This is a genomic window from Mesorhizobium sp. B2-4-3 (assembly GCF_006442815.1).
GTDB lineage: Bacteria > Pseudomonadota > Alphaproteobacteria > Rhizobiales > Rhizobiaceae > Mesorhizobium.
Genome location: NZ_VFVL01000033.1, coordinates 21,945 through 37,094, shown reverse-complemented (window position 1 = coordinate 37,094; position 15,150 = coordinate 21,945). Strand labels below are relative to the sequence as shown.

Here is a 15,150-nt window from a genome sequence, read left to right as displayed (position 1 = left end):
CCTTCCGCATTGCTACCAGTTATGCCAGTATTCTGAAACTATGCAAGGCCGCCCGCATTCGCTTGATCAATTGGCAACAGCCCTTAACCGGGTATTCCGCGCACGGCTCGCGACTCAGATGGACATTTCTGTGGCTTTGGGAGTTTCCCAAAGCACCGTTTCGAAGGCAAAACGCCGAGTTCTGAAGCGAGAGACTCCAGATACTCGCGCACTTCAAAAATATGCTGATAGTCTTATTTTACAGCGCGATCTGCCCCAAGCGGTTCGTGAAGCCGCCGAGGGATTTTTCAGTGCTGGAGGAAGCGAGGCCGAACTTGTCGAAGCTATTGCGATGACAACTCGGCTGGTGAGGGGCCGAAGGACAGCCTAATCGCCAGCTCCGCGCACGCGCCCGCGTCCCACCGTTTCGGGGCCATCCCCCCTCACACCCCCAGCGTCGGTTCCGTATTCACCTCCAGCGCCTCTTCCGCCTCGTCCTCCTCGCCAAGCACCTCGCCATGAACACCCAGCGCGCGGCCGATCCAGACCGGGTCGATCAGATGGTCGCGCTTGGGGTTGGTGGTGTTGGGGTGGATGAGGATGCTGAGGCCCCCATGGTTCAGCATCAGCCAGGGGACGAGCGTGGCGAAGATTTCGGTGGCGAAGGAGACCTGGTACATGGCCTGCTCGTGCGGGCCGACCGGCTCGTCGCGCCAGTTGCCGAGGCGCACGCGAAAACGCTCGCCGATGCGCTGGCGCAGCCATTCGGCATGCCGGCGCTGCGCCTCATCGCCGTAATAGATGTGGGCGTGATAGCTGGCGATTTCCGAAAGCGGTCTCGGATCGTGCGGCCTGGCTTCGTTCATCGCGCTGCTCCCCTCCCCGATGGTTCCGGTCGGTCGTGCGGAACTCTAGGCGGTTGTTCGTTTCATGGAAACGGCGAGCCGCTCTACAGATTGTTTAGTGTGGGCTTGTTGGGCGCGTAATCGCAGACGCCGGCTCCGCCCCCGCTCCGTCTCGGCGCTGCGCGCCGATCCACCTCTACCCCCACTTTGTGGGGGAGAGGAAATGCCAATTTCCGAGGCCGCGGCCTTCATCGGGCGGCTCACGCCTTCTTGCCGCTCAGCCGCTCGACCGCGTCGACGATCAGGTCGCAGAATTTTTGATGGTCGAGCTTCATCGCCACGGAGTGGCGGAAGTTCACCTGCTCGCTCGCGGTGCCGCCGAAATGGCGCATGCCGCCCATCTTCTCGAAATTGCAGACTGTCATGCCCTTGGTCCAGCGCCCGGCGGTCTCGACGCGGATGTCGGCCTTCTGCGTGGTGAAGACGCTGGCGTCGATCATGGCCGCGACGCAGCAGGCGTCATGCACGGCAGGATATTCGATCTGTAAGAGGCCGCCATGCGTGGTTGCGATGAATTCCCAGATATCGAGGATGAATTTGGCGATCGGGCCGCCGACGGCGCGCACCCTGTCCTGCAGCTCAGGGGTGGCCAAGGCCTGGTGCGTGAGGTCGAGCCCCACCATGGTGACGTCCCAGTCGGCGCGGAACACCACGTCCGCCGCCTCCGGGTCGGCATAGACGTTGAATTCGGCCGCCGGCGTGATGTTGCCGCGCGTGAAGCTGCCGCCCATCGCGACGACCCGCTTCACCCGGCCGATGATGCGCGGGTCCTTGCGGGACGCGAGCGCGATGTTGGTGTAGGGACCGACCGGCACCAGCGTGACGGTGTTGGGCTCATGCGCCATGACGGTGTCGATGATGAAGTCGACGGCATGCCGCCTGTCGAGCTCGAACGAGGCCGGCGGCAGCTCGGGGCCGTCGAGCCCGGTCTCGCCATGGATCTCGATCGCCAGCACCTGATCGCCGACCAAAGGGCCGGGCGAGCCCTTCGCCACCGGCACCTCGATGCCATAGGCCGTGCAGGTGGCCAGCGCGTTGCGCGTGGTGTTCTCGACATTGTGGTTGCCGGACACCGTGGTGATGCCGAGAAGGTCGATGTTGGGGTTGCCGGCCGCAAGCAGGATGGCGATGGCGTCGTCGTGCCCCGGGTCGCAGTCCAGGATAATCTTTTCCATGGGTGGCGTCCTCCTCCTGTCGGCCTGGGGCGATTACAGACCAGGCAGTAGGCAAGTAGGCAATAGGCAATAAATGTCCCTTTGGGGTGCACTCCACTTTTGCCTACTGCCTACTGCCTACTGCACATTGCCTACCGCATCAGAAGCGCCTTCGGCTGAGCGGCCGCTTCGTCGCGAAGCGGGCCAGATTGTCGAGCGTGCGCGGCACCGGCGCGTCCCCGATCGCATCGATGGCGCCTTTGTGCCCGGCTTCCTGCCGAAAGCGCCTCGCCCACTCCTCGGTGACGTCGTCGCGCTGGATCCTGAGTTGAGAGACCGGCACCGTGGCCGGGGCCGGAACATCGAGCAATTCGGCGACGGCGTCGAGATAGGGTTGCGGGTCCGCCAGCAGATCCTCGTAGACGAAATGGCGGTAGGGCAATTCCGAAAGGTTGAGATAGGCCCGCCAGAACGCGTAACTCTGCTCGACCTGGAAGAAAGCCTGGCTGATGCCGGCAAAGCTGTATGGAACGCCGGAGCCGGCATCTTTCTGCCGGCTCGTCCACAACCGCGAAACGCTGGCGCGGTAGAAGGAAATCGCCTGCCTGAGCCGGTCGCGGCGTTCAAGCAGGATGAAGCCCAGATCCTTGTCCTTGCGGATCTCCAAGAGGAAATCCTTGCCGCATTTTTCCTTCGACCAGATCAGGTGGCGTGGAAAGACCTTGACGGCGAAGCGGCCGTTTTCGGTCGAGGATTTGCGCATGACCGCTTCCTCGAGCGCAGCATAGGCGCGCGGCTCCGAACCCAGATAGGCCGGTTTGAGCCATTCGGCCGAACGGCCCATGGTGCCTGTGGCATTGGTAAGGCTTCCCAGCCAGTTCGAGCCGCTTCTTCCCTCGGTTAAAACCGCGACACCTTTCAAAATGATCCCCTTTAAAGTGCTTTCTAATAAAGCGGCAAAAGCGCCGGGGCTCAACACCTCATTCCCGCCGCCGCACTCGTTCCATTGTGCCAGCATCCTCATTTCGCAGTTCCGCCATTCCCGCCGCTGCCCCAAAGCGCGCGCTGCAGCAGGCCGCGCGCGCGCTTCTTCGGCGCGAGCTCGACATCGCTGACCAGCCGCGCGCCGCCCTGGCGCCGTTCCAGCGTGATCTTTCGCGTGTGGAAGGCTTCCAGCTCGGCCCGGTGCGCGACGCTGATGATGGTGACCTGCGGCAGCTCCTCAATCACCGTCCGCATCATCTTGTCCTGGCTCTTCTCGTCCAGCGCCGAGGTCGCTTCGTCCAGCACCACGATATCCGGCGCGTGCAGCAGCAGGCGGGCGAAGGCAAGGCGCTGCTTCTCGCCGCCCGACAGCGTCTGGTCCCAGGGCGCCTCTTCCTCCAGCCGTTGCTTCAGATAGGAGAGGCCGACCTTGTCGAGGGCGGCGTTGATCTCGGCCTTCTTCCAGTTGTCGGCGGCGGCGGGATAGGCGGTGGCGCGGCGCAGCGTGCCGGACGGGATGTAGGGGCGCTGCGGCAGCATGAAGAGGCGCTTGCCCGGGTGGAAATCGACGCTGCCGCTGCCCCAGGGCCAGAGACCGGCGATGGCGCGCACGAGCGTCGACTTGCCCGTGCCGGACTCGCCCGAGACCAGCACGCGCTCGCCGGGCTCGATCATCACCTCGGTTTCCTTGACCACGGAAGTGCCGTCGTCGAGCGTCACGGAAAGATCGTTGAGGCTGAGCATCGCCCCGTCCTCGGTCTCGCCGCGCTGGATGCGGCCCAGCGTGTCGTTCTCCTCGGCGCGCTCCAGCCCGTCCAGCGACATCATCAGCGAGGCTATGCGGTGGGCCGAGGCGTTCCAGTCGGCCAGGCGCGGATAATTGTCGACCAGCCAGCCGAAGGCGCCCTGCACGATGGCGAAGGCGGAGGCCGCCTGCATCACCTGGCCCAGCGTCATCGAGCCGTCGAGGAACTTCGGCGCGCACAGAAGCACCGGCACCACCGGCGCGAACAGGCTGGAGCCTTGCGAGACAAGCGCCGTGCGCATGTGCTGGCCGGTGAGCCGCGCCCAGCGGCCGAGCACGCCGGCGAAGGTGCGGTCGATGCCGGCGTTCTCCTCCTCCTCGCCGCCGAGCAGCGCGATGCTCTCGCCGTTTTCGCGCACGCGCGTCAGCACGTAGCGGAACTCGGCCTCGGCCTGGTTCTTGTCCTCGGAAAGCTGGACGAAGCGGCGGCCGATGGCGAACATCGAGGTCGAGGTGATCGCCGCGTAGATGACCGCGGTGACGACGAGGAAGCCGGGCACGGTGACGACCGAGCCGCCGAGGGTAAAACTCAGCGCGCCGCCGATGGTCCACAGCACGACGATGAAGGTCGAGGCCGACAGGAAGGCGTTGAGGACGCCGGCGATGAAATCGACGGGCGATTCGGTGGCGATGCGCAGGTCCTCGGTCAGCCGGGCCTCCGGGTTGGCGTGGTCGCCCTTGACGAGGTTGAGCTGATAGTAGCGGCCGCTGGCCAGCCAGCGCTGGATGACCGCCGTGGTCAGCCAGGAGCGCCAGCGGCGCTGCATGGTCATGCGCAGGTACACCTGCGCGACCACCAGGCTGATGCTGCCGGCGACCAGCGGCAGGAAGATGGCGCTCAACCAGTAGACGGTGTGCGCGTCGCGCTGCTCGATGGCGTCGAAGATCGCGCGGTTCCAGCGGTTGATGCCGTATTGAAAACCGACATTGACGCAGATCAGCGTGAGCAGCCCGATCGTCAGCGGCCAGGCGAGCTTGTCGCCGCGCAAACCCCAATAGCCGCGACCGCTGATCCAGAAGCGCCGCAAAAGGTATTTCTTGCGCGCCCGCTCGGCTTCCTCCGGCGAAAGCGCGGGACCCGGCTCGGCGGCCTCCGGCGGCGGCGACCCGGCATGGCCGATGGCTTCCGGCGCTGCTTCGGCGGGCGCCTTTTCCTCAGCCTCGCCGGCCTGTGGCTTGCGTTGCCGCGCCTTGTCCTCTTTCAGCCGGTCTTCCTGCGGTTTGTCTTCCCGCGCCCTCTCCGCGCGCGGCTTCGGGGCGCTGCGCGGTTTCGATTGGCGCGGCTTGTCCTGGCGCAGCGGCGCCGAACGCGGCTTGCTTGCACCGCGCCGCGTGGCGCTGTCGGCCGGTTTCGGTTTGTGCTTGGCCGGGGGCATCGCGCGACAACGGCCCAAAAATCAAAAGGTTTCACGCTGCCGGCTTCGACGAGACGCCTCTCTGGTGCGAGGAAACCGGCGGATTTGCCTGCGGCACCCGACACATAGGCTCGGGAATTCGCCGATGGACCATTTGAATCGCTCGGCATGGCACAGCGCGAGAAAAACCCTATCGTGTTCGTGTGACCCGCAAGCCGATCGGAGCCCCAACCCATGACCCTCACCAATCGAGACATCGTCGAGCTGACCGAATGGCGCCGCAAGCTGCATCGGCGGCCGGAAATCTCCAACGAGGAGGAGAAGACGGCGAGCGAGGTCGTCTCCTTCCTCGCCGATACGCGACCGGACAAGGTGCTGACCGGGCTCGGCGGCCACGGCGTGGCGGCGGTCTATGACAGCGGGCAGGCCGGCCCGACGGTGCTGTTCCGCTCGGAGCTCGACGCGCTGCCGATCGAGGAGCTTTCGGGTGTCGAGCATAGCTCTCAGGTGTCGGGCAAGTCGCATATGTGCGGGCATGACGGGCACACCGCGATCCTGGCGGCGCTCGGCCGCCAGTTTGGACGCGAAAGGCCGGCACGCGGCCGCGTCGTCTTGATGTTCCAGCCGGCCGAGGAAACCGGCAACGGCGCGGCCGGGGTCGTCGCCGATCCGCGCTTTGGCGAGATCCAGCCGGACTTTGCGTTTTCGCTGCACAACCTGCCGGGCGTGCCGTTCGGCGAGGTGCGGCTGAAGGCCGGCACCGTCAACTGCGCCTCGCGCGGCATGCGCATCGTGCTCGAGGGCAAGACAGCGCATTCCTCGATGCCGGAGACAGGCGTATCGCCCATGCCGGCGGTGAGCGAGCTGATGCCGGCGCTTCCAGCGCTGGGGCGCGGGACCTTCACTGATGAGGATTTCGGCATGGTCACCGTCACCCATTGCGCGATGGGCGAAGCCGTGTTCGGCATCGCGCCCGGCTATGCGGAAGTGTGGGCGACGCTGCGCACCCGCCGCGACGAGCGCATGGCCGAGCAGGTCGCGGCCGCGGAAGCGCTTGCCGCGAAGATCGCCGCCAGGCACGGTCTCTCGGTGCGCTTCGACTATCACGAAATCTTCCTCGCCAGCGTCAATGCGCCGGACGCGGTGGAGCATCTCAACCGCGCGCTCGACGAGGAAGGCGTTTTACGCAGCGAGGAGACGCTGCCGATGCGCGCCTCGGAGGATTTCGGCATTTTCGGCCACAATGCGAGGTCGGCGATGTTCTTCCTCGGCGCTGGCGAACGCACCCCCTCGCTGCACAACCCCGACTATGATTTCCCCGACGACCTGATCCCGATCGGCTCGCGCATCTTCATGCGCACGGCGCGCAATCTTTTGGGCTGAGCGGCGCGCTAAAGATGGCCTGCCCGAACGACGCCGATCGCCATGCCGCCTAGTGTCGGGCCCGATTTCTTTGCCCGCGACGCGGTTATCGTCGCACGCGCGCTGATCGGCGCCAGCCTTGGTCTCGCCGGTGTCGGCGGCATCATCGTCGAGACCGAGGCGTATCGGCCCGACGACCCCGCATCGCACAGCTTTCGCGGCCGCACGCCGCGCAACGCGCCGATGTATGGCGTGCCCGGCACGGCTTACGTGTATCGCTCCTACGGACTGCATTGGTGCCTGAACGCGGTGTGCCTGCCGGGCAGCGCCGTGCTGATCCGGGCAATCCAACCGCAATCCGGGATCGCCGAAATGCGCGCGCGGCGCGGAATGGATGACGAGCGGCTGCTCTGCTCAGGCCCCGGCAAGCTTTGCCAGGCGCTGGGCATCGACGGCTCGCACAACCGGCTGCCGCTGAGCGCGCCACCTTTCGAATTCGCCCGTTCCGAAGCCGACCCGGCGGCGATCCTCGCCGGTCGCCGGATCGGCCTCACCAAAGGCGTGGAAGCCGAGTGGCGCTTCGGTCTCGGCGGATCGGCCTATCTCAGCCGCAGGTTCTGAGCCGCACCCTTCCCTGTTCCCGTCATGGATCATTCGCGGCCAGCGCGCGTTTGAAGGCAGATGACGGAGGATCAGACAATGGCGACCGACAAATACGAACGCATCAAGCGCCGTGCCTATGAGATCTGGCAACGCAGCGGCGAAGCGAATGGCCAGGAGGAGGAGCACTGGCATCAGGCTCGCGAGGAAATCGAGCGCGAGGACAACGGCTTGGGCGAACAGCCGGGTGCTGCGATGCCCGGCGCGGTCACGATACCGGCCGGCCAGCCGGACCCCTTGGCGGCCGAGGCGCTGGCGCGCAAGGCCATAGAAAATCGCTCCGACGAACCCGCCGCCGCCGACCCGGCGCTAAAGAAGCGCAGCCGGCGCAAAGGCTGACCCGGTCATGGTCAAAGATGTCGAACAGGCATTGGACGACGCGTTGCTGGCCATGCGCATGCTGCGCAAGTCGATCGTCGATCACGGCCATCTGGAAGCGATGGCCGATCTGGATGCCGTGATGGAAACCGCGATCGCCGCGGCGGAGCAAAAACGCACCGACATCGAGCGGAAAAAGTCGACATGAGCAGCGATCCGGCCGCAGTTCTCGGCGGACGGATCGTCCTGTCTCAGCCGCAGGCTCAAACCTCTCTGCTGTCGAAGAGGAACATCTGGACGCCTGACTCGTCAGGTGCGTAAAGCCGACGATCAGCGCCCGCCGCCTTTCCTTCTGGGCTCGCGAAACCCTCCTTCATGGCGTCGAGGTCGTCGAAATGCAGCATCCCGATCAGGTAGACGTCGGCTGCTCCGGCCACTACCGTGATCGGCCCCTGGCTGACCTCGTATTTCCTGAGACCCGGTATCTTCTTGGCCAGCGGTATGTGCGTCTCGAAATAATGCTTGTCGAACGCTTTCGCGTCAGCCGGCTGTTTGTAGATAACGACCATTCCAGCCATTGCGGTTCTCCTTTTTCGCGGTGGACGAAGCAAGGACGAAACCGCGGGTGGAAACGGAACGACGCGCTGAAAAGAATCCGGGAACAGCAGATCGAGGACGGCGATGGCGGCCATCCGGTCCTTCCATCCGCTTTCGAGACCGCCTCGCTTGTGCGGAGACGCGTTCCGTGTAGTCTCCGCCCTAAATTAGCAGAGACTCAAACGATGAAAATTGCGGTGATTGTCGCGCTGAGCGCGGCAGCGGCTGGCTGCGTATCCTCCCCAGTCGACTATGGCGCCTCGCTTTCGCAGCAGGATCCGAAATGGGCGTCGCCGGAATGCCAGCAGGCCCGCACGGCGGCCTCGGATTACGCCGCCCGCGAGAAGCAGAACCCCGGCTGGGGCTTCGGCGTGCTGGTTGGCCCTTACAGCATGGGGCTCGTCGCGGCCGCCAAGGAGCACGAGCAGCAGCAGCGACGGCTGCTCGCCCGCCAGATACATCTGCAATGCTCGAGCCAGGCGCTGCCGAAGGAACTGGATTTCGATCCGTCGACCTACGCGCCGAAGAAGATACATTATCCGTAGGCGGTGGGCCGCGGCCCGGTTTCTACCGCGGCCGATCCGCCGCGCCCTCCCCGTCGAACGCGTAGGTGAGGATCGCCACGCCCGTCGCGGTCGATACCAGGTCCGACAGCTTCAGCGCCGACGGTGCCTGCCCCGGCTCAAAAAGGCGCGAGCCTGCGCCCAGCACCAGCGGGTGGACCATCAGCACCAGCTCATCCACAAGCCCGTGTCGCATCAGCGCGCGCAGCAGCTTGCCGCTGCCGAACATGATCAGCGCCTTGTCGTGACCTTGCTTGAGCGCGCGCACCGTCTCCCCGGCATCGCCGGCAAGCAGCGTCGAATTCTCCCAGCGCGGTTCGTAGCCGGCGTCATGCGAGGCGACGAATTTCTGCGCGCCGGTCAGCGCCCTGGTCATCGGACTGGCCGGCTGACGGACAGCCCAGGCTTCGTGAAGATCCTCATAGGTCGTCCGGCCGGCGAGCAGCGACCAGCCGCCGGCCGTGGCGCGTCCGACGACCTCCTGCATCTGCGCGTCGCTGCCCGCAATGCCCCAGCCGCCATGCGCAAAACCGTTGCGCGTGTCTTCGTCGGCGCGCGCCGGCGCCTGGAAGACACCGTCCAGCGTCAGATGCTCTATGGCGACGATCCTTGCCATTTCAGCCTTCGCTCCATGCTTTCAGCAGCGGCCCATCGCCGCCAAGGACCGGATCCTTGTCCGGCCGGCCGACAGCCGGGACCGTGCGCAGCGCCTCGGCGTGCTGCTCCGCGCTCCGGCACAGATCATATTTGCCGAAAGGCGGATAGGCGCCGACCACCAGAAGATCGGCCGAGGCAGACAGGCGCTGATGACCCGTGCCGGCCGGCAGCAGCGCCACGTCACCCGCTTTCACCTCCAGCACCTTGCCCTTGTCGCCGCCGAAGCGGACCTCGGCGGTGCCGCGCGCGATGCCCAGCACCTCGTGAATACGCGAGTGATAGTGGACGAAGCCGTAGATGCCGTTGCGCCAGCTGTCGCCCCAGCCATTGGCGCCGAAAATATCCTCGAAGACGGCCGCCGGATCGGCGTCGTCTGGCAATCGCACCGCGCCGGGATAGACGAGCATCGGCCAGCGCGGATGGTTGGGCACAAGGCCGTCATCGGCAAAGCGGAAGGCGAGAGGCTCGACCGGGTTGACGTGCTTTTTCACCTTCCCGCTCCTTCGAGGTCAGTGCCTGTTAAACGCCCTTCCGCGGATTTGGCTCCTTATTGCTCATGGCAGCGCTGGAAGGTTTCCGGAGTCTCGGCCGTCCAAAAGAACCCGTGCAGCGACACGCTGATCCTGTCCGGCTCCGAGCGGGAGAGCTCGACCTCGCCTGCGGTCATCGGGCTGCCGCCCTTGTAGCATTGAGCGGCGATGCGCAATGTTTTCCCGCCGGCCTTCGGTTCGTCGAATTCGCAGCCGATCTCATAGAAGGCCAGGCCGTCCGGCAGGACCTCGAGCATATCCACCTCGCCGTTCACCTGCTCGCAGCGCGCCGGGTCGGTCGACCATTTGCCGAGGAAATCGGCCGGCATCTTGGCTTGCGCGCCAGCGGGCAGGAACGAAGCCAGTAGAACAAGGCCCGCAAGCGGCCGCTTTCCCTTGGCGGCGCGATTCCGGTCCCGGCCGGATTGGTTTTGCGGCATGGCCGATCTGGTCGTAAGCATGGTTTTCTCCTTCCTGCCCCGCCCCTTCGCCACCGGCCCCACCCAGGGGTCCGGCGGCAACAATCAAGCCATGTTTTGCGCCTTCACCTTTATGGCCCTCGTCCTGGCGGTCTTTGCAGCGGTTTTTGCTGCGGTGGCCCCGGCTACCTTCGGCTTGGCGGCCGGCACCTTCGCCTTTCCGCCCTTGGCGCCTTGCGCCTTTTTCGCAAGCGCCTTGCTCTCGCGGCGGATCGGCCGGCCGACCGGGCAGATCTCCTGCACGAAGCCGGTCAGCGTCGAGGCCAGCGTATCGGGCATCTGCCGGTAATAGACGAACTTGCCGCGCTTCTCGCTGCGCACCAGGCCGGCATGTTCGAGCAATTGCAGGTGCTGCGAGATCGAGGGCTTCGACATGTCGAAACGCGCGGCGATCTCGCCCGCGCTCAATTCGTGATGCGCGACATAGGCGAGGATCTTGCGACGTACCGGCGAGGACAGCGCCTCGAAGATCAATTGGATCGACATGCGGCAATGCTACACGATATGAAGTCGATTAGGCAATCAATTAATTGTTGACGTGTAGACGATAAGCTGATTACCTAAATGACGAAACCAACTCGAACGGGGCGAAGGGGCTTGAGACAAGGTCGTCTGCCGATGGCGGACGGCAAAGGAGGACCAGATGCGCCCGGTCTTGATAACCCTGTTCAAAGTCTGCTTCGACATCGTCGCCACAGTCGCGTTCTTCTACCTGGCCCTGCTCTCAGTCCCCTATGCGGTGGGCTTTCCCGCCGCCGGCCTTGTCCATCTCATCTCGTTCGTGCCTGGATTGTCCGGAGATTTCGCCCGGCATGAGGGCCAATCCCTCCTGACGGGCGCCCTGCTCTACACTTTGAGCACGGTTTATCTGATGCTGTTCTTCGCCATCGGCATCGAGATCGTGCGGCGGCTGGTCGGATCCAAATCGATCTGGCTCTATGTCGTCGGCGCCTTCGTCACTATGGCCGTCTATATCAGCCCGGCATCCACCGCGACAGGCCCGGCGAAGGCATTCGCCATGGCGCTGCCGCTGATGATGGCCGCTGCCGCGGGCGCCGGTTACTGGCTGGTGACGATCCGTCTGCGCGCCGCGCTCATCCAATCCGCAAGACGCTTGATATGCGGCCCCGACGCCAAATCCTGCCTGTTTTCCTAAAAGGAGGTTGAAATGACTGTGTTCCGCTTTTCGACGCTCGGATTCATCGCGATGTCGGCATTCGCGTTGCTTGCCTTCGCCGCCGGCACGGCCGCGACTGCAACGGCAAAGGCCGCGCCTGCGACGGCTGAAGCCGCGCCTGCGGAAGACCTCTACAAGCTCTGCCGGCAGGTGAAGAACGACGACACGGTGCGTCCTTATTCGCACGCGCTTTACGCCGGCACGGTCAAGGCGTTCAAAAAGCTCTTTCCGGACGCCAAGTCGGCGCCAGAGGAATCCGAACTTCAGACCGAAGCCAACTATCGCTGCATGAACGGCAAGGTGCTGACCTGCTTCATCGGCGCCAATTTGCCCTGCGCCAAGATCAATGCCGAGCGTAACAATCCCGGCGCGGCCGACTACTGCAAAACGGCGAAGAACGGCGACATCCCGCCGATGGCGGCGACCGGCCACGATGCCCTCTATGCCTATACTTGCCAGAACGGAAAGGCGGTGGTCAGCGGCACGGTGTGGGCGCTCGACAAGCGCGGCTTCGCCAAAAAACTGTGGGCCGAGGTGCCTCAGCACTGAGGCGCGGCGAGAGACCTGGCGTGATGACCGCGGCCGGTGACCATGGCGCGGGCCGCGAAGCCCTCACCATCTATATCCTGCTCGCCGTGGCGCTGATGGCGGTCGGCGTCTTCACCGTGCCGATCGCCGCCGTGATGGCCTGCCTCGGCCTGTTCCGACGCGATACGCCGTCATGGCTTCGCAGCCATTACGGGTTTCAGCTGCGCAGCATACTGATATTCCTGCTCTCGCTCGCCGCGATCTTCACAATGCTGCCGGGTGCCGCCGGCGGAGTGGCATGGGCCAGCTATGTCATGCTGGTGGGTGTGGCCGACCTTGGCTGCTTCCTCGCACGCTGTATCTGGGGTCTTGCGATCCTTTATCGCCGGAACGGTCGCGGCGGAAGCTTCCTGCGCGGGATTGGCAAATGTGGCGAATGCCGTCGCCGCTGACACCGCGATCGCCCCTGAACCCGCGATCAGGATCGCGCCTACGATAATGACCCGTCTCTTTTTCATGCCCATCGCCTCATGTCGAAATACATTGCGTTCCCATTCCACGCTGTGGTCCTGCGCTCCTGCCGGCGCGGCAGATTGCGATCAGTCGGACCGGTCAGTCCGGTAGCGCGTCGGCGCGCGGATGCATGTGCGTCCCGGTCGACACCGTCACCTCTTCGCCGGACCTCGAGAATGCGTAGAGCGAGCCCTTGTAGCCCGGCATGGAGAAGGCCACGGAGTCGCGGTCGGCGAGGCCCATGACGACGCGCTGCGGATCGCCTCCGCCCTTCGGCGCGAAGGTGGCAGCGACCTCCAGGAGGTCGCCGTCGATCGGGACGTAATAGACCACCATGTCGAGGCGTCCCGTGTGCAGGCTGCCTGCTTCGATGGGACGTCCGACGGTGGCTTCCTCGGCAAGGGCCGGCGTCGCCATGAACAGCGCGGCCAGAAGCGATGCACTCAGGGTTCTGCGTATCATTGTCGTATCTCCTTTCTGATAGATTATGATCGAACTCTATACCATTTAGATTTCATACGCAATCTAAAAAGAAACGCACTCGGCCCGCGGCAAGCCGCCGCACCGATCACGTGGCGAGCCGCCCGTTTCGCATCCCCTCTTGATAGATTGCGTTCGGTCTCTAACTGAGATATAGATTTCAGACGCAATCTAAATATGGAGATCGACGATGCGTGTGAGCCGCATTCAGGCTGAGCAGAACCGGCAGACCGTGATCGATGTCGCAAGCCGGCTTTTTCGGGAGCACGGCTTCGACGGTATCGGCCTTAAGGATCTGATGAAGGGCGCCGGGCTGACCCAAGGCGCTTTCTACAAACAGTTCGCATCAAAGGAGGACCTTGCGGCGCAAGCTTCCAGGCGTGCGATGGAGAGCGCTGCCGACAGATGGACGGCGGCGACCGCAGCGAATCCTGGCGATCCGCTTGGGGCGGTCATCGAGTTCTACCTCAGCATGGACCATCGCGAGGAAAGGATGGACGGCTGCCCGGTCGCGGCGCTCGGCTCGGATGCTGCCAGACAGGGGGCCGAGGTGAAAGCGTCGTTCGAAGTCGGGATCAAAGCATATCTTGAAGTCCTCGGCAGCATGATTGCCAGGACTGACAGCGCGGAAATCAATGAAAAAGCCATGGCCGTCCTCTCGACGATGGTCGGTGCGGTGGTTCTCTCGCGCATCGTCAATGATCCCGACCTCGCCCAGGCCTTTCTGGATGCAGCGGCCGAGCAGGTTCGCGACACCGTCACCGTTTGACCGCCGCGGGCTGGCTACTCAGATCGACAGGAGAATAGATGCGACGGATTGTTGTTACGGGCATGGGCGCGGTCACGCCCCTTGCCGCAAATATCGAGACGTCGTGGTCGCGCCTCCTGGCCGGCCGCTCGGGCATCCGCCGGCTTCCCGACGAAATGGTGGAAACCCTGCCGACAAAGGTCGGCGGAACGGTTCTTTCCCTGGAGGAGGATCCCGAAGCGGGCCTCGATGCCAATGCCTTCCTGGCGCCGAAGGATCAGCGCAAAATCGATCGCTTTATCCTTTTCGCGCTGGCGGCGGCGGAAGAGGCGCTTGCCCAGGCGGAGTGGAAGCCGGACTCGGAAAGGGATCGGCTCCGCACCGCGACGATCATTGCTTCAGGTATCGGAGGGTTCCCCGCCATAACCGAGGCGGTGCGGACCGTCGACCAGCGCGGCGTTCGGCGTCTTTCGCCGTTCACGGTGCCGTCTTTCCTGGTGAACCTCGCCGCGGGCCACATCACGATCCGTTACGGCTTCAAGGGCCACATCGGCGCGCCGGTAACGGCGTGCGCCGCCGGCATCCAGGCAATCGGCGATGCGGCGCGCATCATCCGCGCCGATGAAGCCGACATCGCCGTGTGCGGCGGCACCGAAGCATGCATGAATGTCGTCAGTCTGGGCGGCTTCGCGGCGGCACGCTCGCTTTCAACGTCCTTCAATCACCGTCCCGATCAGGCCTCGCGTCCGTTCGATACGTCGCGGGACGGTTTCGTCATGGGCGAAGGCGCCGGCATCCTGGTCATCGAGGAATTGGGCCATGCGCTGGCGCGCGGCGCGAAGCCGCTCGCCGAGCTCGTCGGCTACGGCACGACGGCGGATGCGCATCACGTCACGTCCGGTCCCGAGGACGGGAATGGCGCGCGCCGCGCCATGGAGATCGCGATCGCCCAAGCCGGCATCTCGCCGCGTGAGGTCCGCCATCTCAACGCGCACGCGACCTCCACGCCGGTGGGCGATCTGGGAGAAATCGAAGCGATCAAAACGGTCTTCGGCACGGATTTCTCGATCGCCGTCAGCGGAACGAAGTCGGCGACCGGACACCTGCTCGGAGCCGCCGGCGGGATTGGCGCGATCTTCACCATCCTGGCGCTCAGGGACCAGGTGGCGCCGCCGACCCTCAACTTGAGCGCCCCCGATCCGGCTGGCGACGGAATAGACTTTGTCGCAAACCGGGCCCGGCCGATGGAGATGGACTACGCGATCGCCAACGGCTTCGGCTTCGGCGGCGTCAACGCCAGCGCGCTGTTCCGGCGCTGGGACGGCGTACGCGGTCGAGCCGTTCGTGATTGACGCT

19 protein-coding genes and 1 pseudogene are annotated in these 15,150 nt (G+C 64.7%); 10 read left to right on the top strand and 10 right to left on the bottom strand.

Going from position 1 to position 15,150, the window contains the following annotated elements; genetic code table 11:
• Positions 1 to 422 precede the first annotated feature (422 nt).
• From FJ956_RS25100 to FJ956_RS25085, 4 genes are all read right to left on the bottom strand, one after another.
• Positions 423 to 845, bottom strand: coding sequence for a DOPA 4,5-dioxygenase family protein (locus FJ956_RS25100; protein ID WP_140681350.1), 423 nt, complete (start codon positions 843 to 845; stop codon positions 423 to 425).
• A 239-nt stretch (positions 846 to 1,084) separates the two neighbouring features.
• Positions 1,085 to 2,059 carry a nucleoside hydrolase gene (locus FJ956_RS25095; RefSeq protein WP_140681348.1) on the bottom strand — a complete coding sequence of 325 codons (975 nt, stop codon included), beginning with the start codon at positions 2,057 to 2,059 and terminating at the stop codon, positions 1,085 to 1,087.
• A gap of 139 nt (positions 2,060 to 2,198) precedes the next feature.
• Positions 2,199 to 2,960, bottom strand: coding sequence for a Stf0 family sulfotransferase (locus FJ956_RS25090; RefSeq protein ID WP_140681346.1), 762 nt, complete (start codon positions 2,958 to 2,960; stop codon positions 2,199 to 2,201).
• A 98-nt stretch (positions 2,961 to 3,058) separates the two neighbouring features.
• Positions 3,059 to 5,203 (bottom strand): ABC transporter ATP-binding protein/permease, encoded by a 2,145-nt coding sequence (locus FJ956_RS25085; RefSeq protein WP_140681344.1) that lies wholly within the window; start codon positions 5,201 to 5,203, stop codon positions 3,059 to 3,061.
• A gap of 213 nt (positions 5,204 to 5,416) precedes the next feature.
• Between FJ956_RS25085 and FJ956_RS25080 the strand changes: the two genes are divergently transcribed.
• From FJ956_RS25080 to FJ956_RS25065, 4 genes are all read left to right on the top strand, one after another.
• Positions 5,417 to 6,565 carry an amidohydrolase gene (locus FJ956_RS25080; protein WP_140681342.1) on the top strand — a complete coding sequence of 383 codons (1,149 nt, stop codon included), beginning with the start codon at positions 5,417 to 5,419 and terminating at the stop codon, positions 6,563 to 6,565.
• Positions 6,566 to 6,607: 42 nt separating this feature from the next.
• Positions 6,608 to 7,165 (top strand): DNA-3-methyladenine glycosylase, encoded by a 558-nt coding sequence (locus FJ956_RS25075; protein ID WP_140681340.1) that lies wholly within the window; start codon positions 6,608 to 6,610, stop codon positions 7,163 to 7,165.
• A 78-nt stretch (positions 7,166 to 7,243) separates the two neighbouring features.
• A complete protein-coding gene (locus FJ956_RS25070) occupies positions 7,244 to 7,543 on the top strand; it encodes a DUF2934 domain-containing protein (RefSeq protein ID WP_140681338.1) in 300 nt (99 codons plus the stop codon).
• A gap of 7 nt (positions 7,544 to 7,550) precedes the next feature.
• On the top strand, positions 7,551 to 7,730 hold the full coding sequence (locus tag FJ956_RS25065; protein WP_140681336.1) for a hypothetical protein: 180 nt from the start codon (positions 7,551 to 7,553) through the stop codon (positions 7,728 to 7,730).
• Between the two features lie 55 nt (positions 7,731 to 7,785).
• Here the strand turns inward: FJ956_RS25065 and FJ956_RS25060 are convergent, their stop codons facing one another.
• On the bottom strand, positions 7,786 to 8,214 hold the full coding sequence (locus FJ956_RS25060) for an EthD family reductase (protein WP_246672161.1): 429 nt from the start codon (positions 8,212 to 8,214) through the stop codon (positions 7,786 to 7,788).
• Between the two features lie 90 nt (positions 8,215 to 8,304).
• Here FJ956_RS25060 and FJ956_RS25055 point away from each other — a divergent pair, with 90 nt between their 5' ends.
• Positions 8,305 to 8,664, top strand: a complete 360-nt coding sequence (locus FJ956_RS25055; protein WP_140681334.1) for a hypothetical protein — start codon at positions 8,305 to 8,307, stop codon at positions 8,662 to 8,664.
• A gap of 22 nt (positions 8,665 to 8,686) precedes the next feature.
• On the opposite strand, the gene FJ956_RS25050 is transcribed toward FJ956_RS25055, so the two are convergent.
• From FJ956_RS25050 to FJ956_RS25035, 4 genes and pseudogenes are all read right to left on the bottom strand, one after another.
• Positions 8,687 to 9,298 carry a dihydrofolate reductase family protein gene (locus tag FJ956_RS25050; protein ID WP_140681332.1) on the bottom strand — a complete coding sequence of 204 codons (612 nt, stop codon included), beginning with the start codon at positions 9,296 to 9,298 and terminating at the stop codon, positions 8,687 to 8,689.
• Between the two features lies 1 nt (position 9,299).
• Positions 9,300 to 9,830, bottom strand: coding sequence for a cupin (locus tag FJ956_RS25045; RefSeq protein ID WP_140681330.1), 531 nt, complete (start codon positions 9,828 to 9,830; stop codon positions 9,300 to 9,302).
• A 56-nt stretch (positions 9,831 to 9,886) separates the two neighbouring features.
• Complete coding sequence (locus FJ956_RS25040) at positions 9,887 to 10,330, bottom strand: hypothetical protein (RefSeq protein WP_140681328.1); 444 nt, start codon at positions 10,328 to 10,330, stop codon at positions 9,887 to 9,889.
• Positions 10,331 to 10,537: 207 nt separating this feature from the next.
• Positions 10,538 to 10,834: pseudogene (locus tag FJ956_RS25035) on the bottom strand (metalloregulator ArsR/SmtB family transcription factor); the annotation flags it as partial.
• 157 nt (positions 10,835 to 10,991) lie between these two features.
• Here FJ956_RS25035 and FJ956_RS25030 point away from each other — a divergent pair.
• Genes FJ956_RS25030 through FJ956_RS25020 form a run of 3 tightly spaced genes read left to right on the top strand, consistent with a single transcriptional unit; the run spans position 10,992 to position 12,505 of the window.
• Positions 10,992 to 11,504 carry a hypothetical protein gene (locus tag FJ956_RS25030; protein ID WP_140681326.1) on the top strand — a complete coding sequence of 171 codons (513 nt, stop codon included), beginning with the start codon at positions 10,992 to 10,994 and terminating at the stop codon, positions 11,502 to 11,504.
• Between the two features lie 12 nt (positions 11,505 to 11,516).
• Complete coding sequence (locus FJ956_RS25025) at positions 11,517 to 12,074, top strand: hypothetical protein (RefSeq protein ID WP_140681324.1); 558 nt, start codon at positions 11,517 to 11,519, stop codon at positions 12,072 to 12,074.
• A 20-nt stretch (positions 12,075 to 12,094) separates the two neighbouring features.
• The gene (locus tag FJ956_RS25020; RefSeq protein ID WP_140681322.1) at positions 12,095 to 12,505 is read left to right on the top strand and encodes a hypothetical protein; all 411 of its coding nucleotides are present in this window, start codon (positions 12,095 to 12,097) and stop codon (positions 12,503 to 12,505) included.
• A 160-nt stretch (positions 12,506 to 12,665) separates the two neighbouring features.
• On the opposite strand, the gene FJ956_RS25015 is transcribed toward FJ956_RS25020, so the two are convergent.
• The gene (locus FJ956_RS25015; protein ID WP_140681320.1) at positions 12,666 to 13,028 is read right to left on the bottom strand and encodes a hypothetical protein; all 363 of its coding nucleotides are present in this window, start codon (positions 13,026 to 13,028) and stop codon (positions 12,666 to 12,668) included.
• Between the two features lie 208 nt (positions 13,029 to 13,236).
• On the opposite strand from FJ956_RS25015, the gene FJ956_RS25010 reads away from it, so the two are divergent.
• Together FJ956_RS25010 and fabF are read left to right on the top strand one after the other, a co-directional pair.
• Entirely contained in the window at positions 13,237 to 13,815 is a 579-nt protein-coding gene (locus FJ956_RS25010) for a TetR/AcrR family transcriptional regulator (RefSeq protein ID WP_140681318.1), read from the top strand.
• Positions 13,816 to 13,853: 38 nt separating this feature from the next.
• The gene (gene fabF, locus FJ956_RS25005; protein WP_140681316.1) at positions 13,854 to 15,146 is read left to right on the top strand and encodes a beta-ketoacyl-ACP synthase II; all 1,293 of its coding nucleotides are present in this window, start codon (positions 13,854 to 13,856) and stop codon (positions 15,144 to 15,146) included.
• Positions 15,147 to 15,150: the final 4 nt, after the last annotated feature.

Excerpts from the sequence above, each read along its gene's own strand:
- FJ956_RS25075 (WP_140681340.1), top strand. The coding sequence starts at position 6,608 with ATGCCGCCTAGTGTCGGGCCCGATTTCTTTGCCCGCGACGCGGTTATC.
- FJ956_RS25080 (WP_140681342.1), top strand. The coding sequence starts at position 5,417 with ATGACCCTCACCAATCGAGACATCGTCGAGCTGACCGAATGGCGCCGC.
- FJ956_RS25100 (WP_140681350.1), bottom strand. The coding sequence starts at position 845 with ATGAACGAAGCCAGGCCGCACGATCCGAGACCGCTTTCGGAAATCGCC.
- FJ956_RS25085 (WP_140681344.1), bottom strand. The coding sequence starts at position 5,203 with ATGCCCCCGGCCAAGCACAAACCGAAACCGGCCGACAGCGCCACGCGG.
- FJ956_RS25055 (WP_140681334.1), top strand. The coding sequence starts at position 8,305 with ATGAAAATTGCGGTGATTGTCGCGCTGAGCGCGGCAGCGGCTGGCTGC.
- FJ956_RS25050 (WP_140681332.1), bottom strand. The coding sequence starts at position 9,298 with ATGGCAAGGATCGTCGCCATAGAGCATCTGACGCTGGACGGTGTCTTC.
- FJ956_RS25065 (WP_140681336.1), top strand. The coding sequence starts at position 7,551 with ATGGTCAAAGATGTCGAACAGGCATTGGACGACGCGTTGCTGGCCATG.
- FJ956_RS25060 (WP_246672161.1), bottom strand. The coding sequence starts at position 8,214 with ATGGCCGCCATCGCCGTCCTCGATCTGCTGTTCCCGGATTCTTTTCAG.
- fabF (WP_140681316.1), top strand. The coding sequence starts at position 13,854 with ATGCGACGGATTGTTGTTACGGGCATGGGCGCGGTCACGCCCCTTGCC.
- FJ956_RS25015 (WP_140681320.1), bottom strand. The coding sequence starts at position 13,028 with ATGATACGCAGAACCCTGAGTGCATCGCTTCTGGCCGCGCTGTTCATG.
- FJ956_RS25025 (WP_140681324.1), top strand. The coding sequence starts at position 11,517 with ATGACTGTGTTCCGCTTTTCGACGCTCGGATTCATCGCGATGTCGGCA.
- FJ956_RS25030 (WP_140681326.1), top strand. The coding sequence starts at position 10,992 with ATGCGCCCGGTCTTGATAACCCTGTTCAAAGTCTGCTTCGACATCGTC.
- FJ956_RS25095 (WP_140681348.1), bottom strand. The coding sequence starts at position 2,059 with ATGGAAAAGATTATCCTGGACTGCGACCCGGGGCACGACGACGCCATC.
- FJ956_RS25070 (WP_140681338.1), top strand. The coding sequence starts at position 7,244 with ATGGCGACCGACAAATACGAACGCATCAAGCGCCGTGCCTATGAGATC.
- FJ956_RS25040 (WP_140681328.1), bottom strand. The coding sequence starts at position 10,330 with ATGCTTACGACCAGATCGGCCATGCCGCAAAACCAATCCGGCCGGGAC.
- FJ956_RS25010 (WP_140681318.1), top strand. The coding sequence starts at position 13,237 with ATGCGTGTGAGCCGCATTCAGGCTGAGCAGAACCGGCAGACCGTGATC.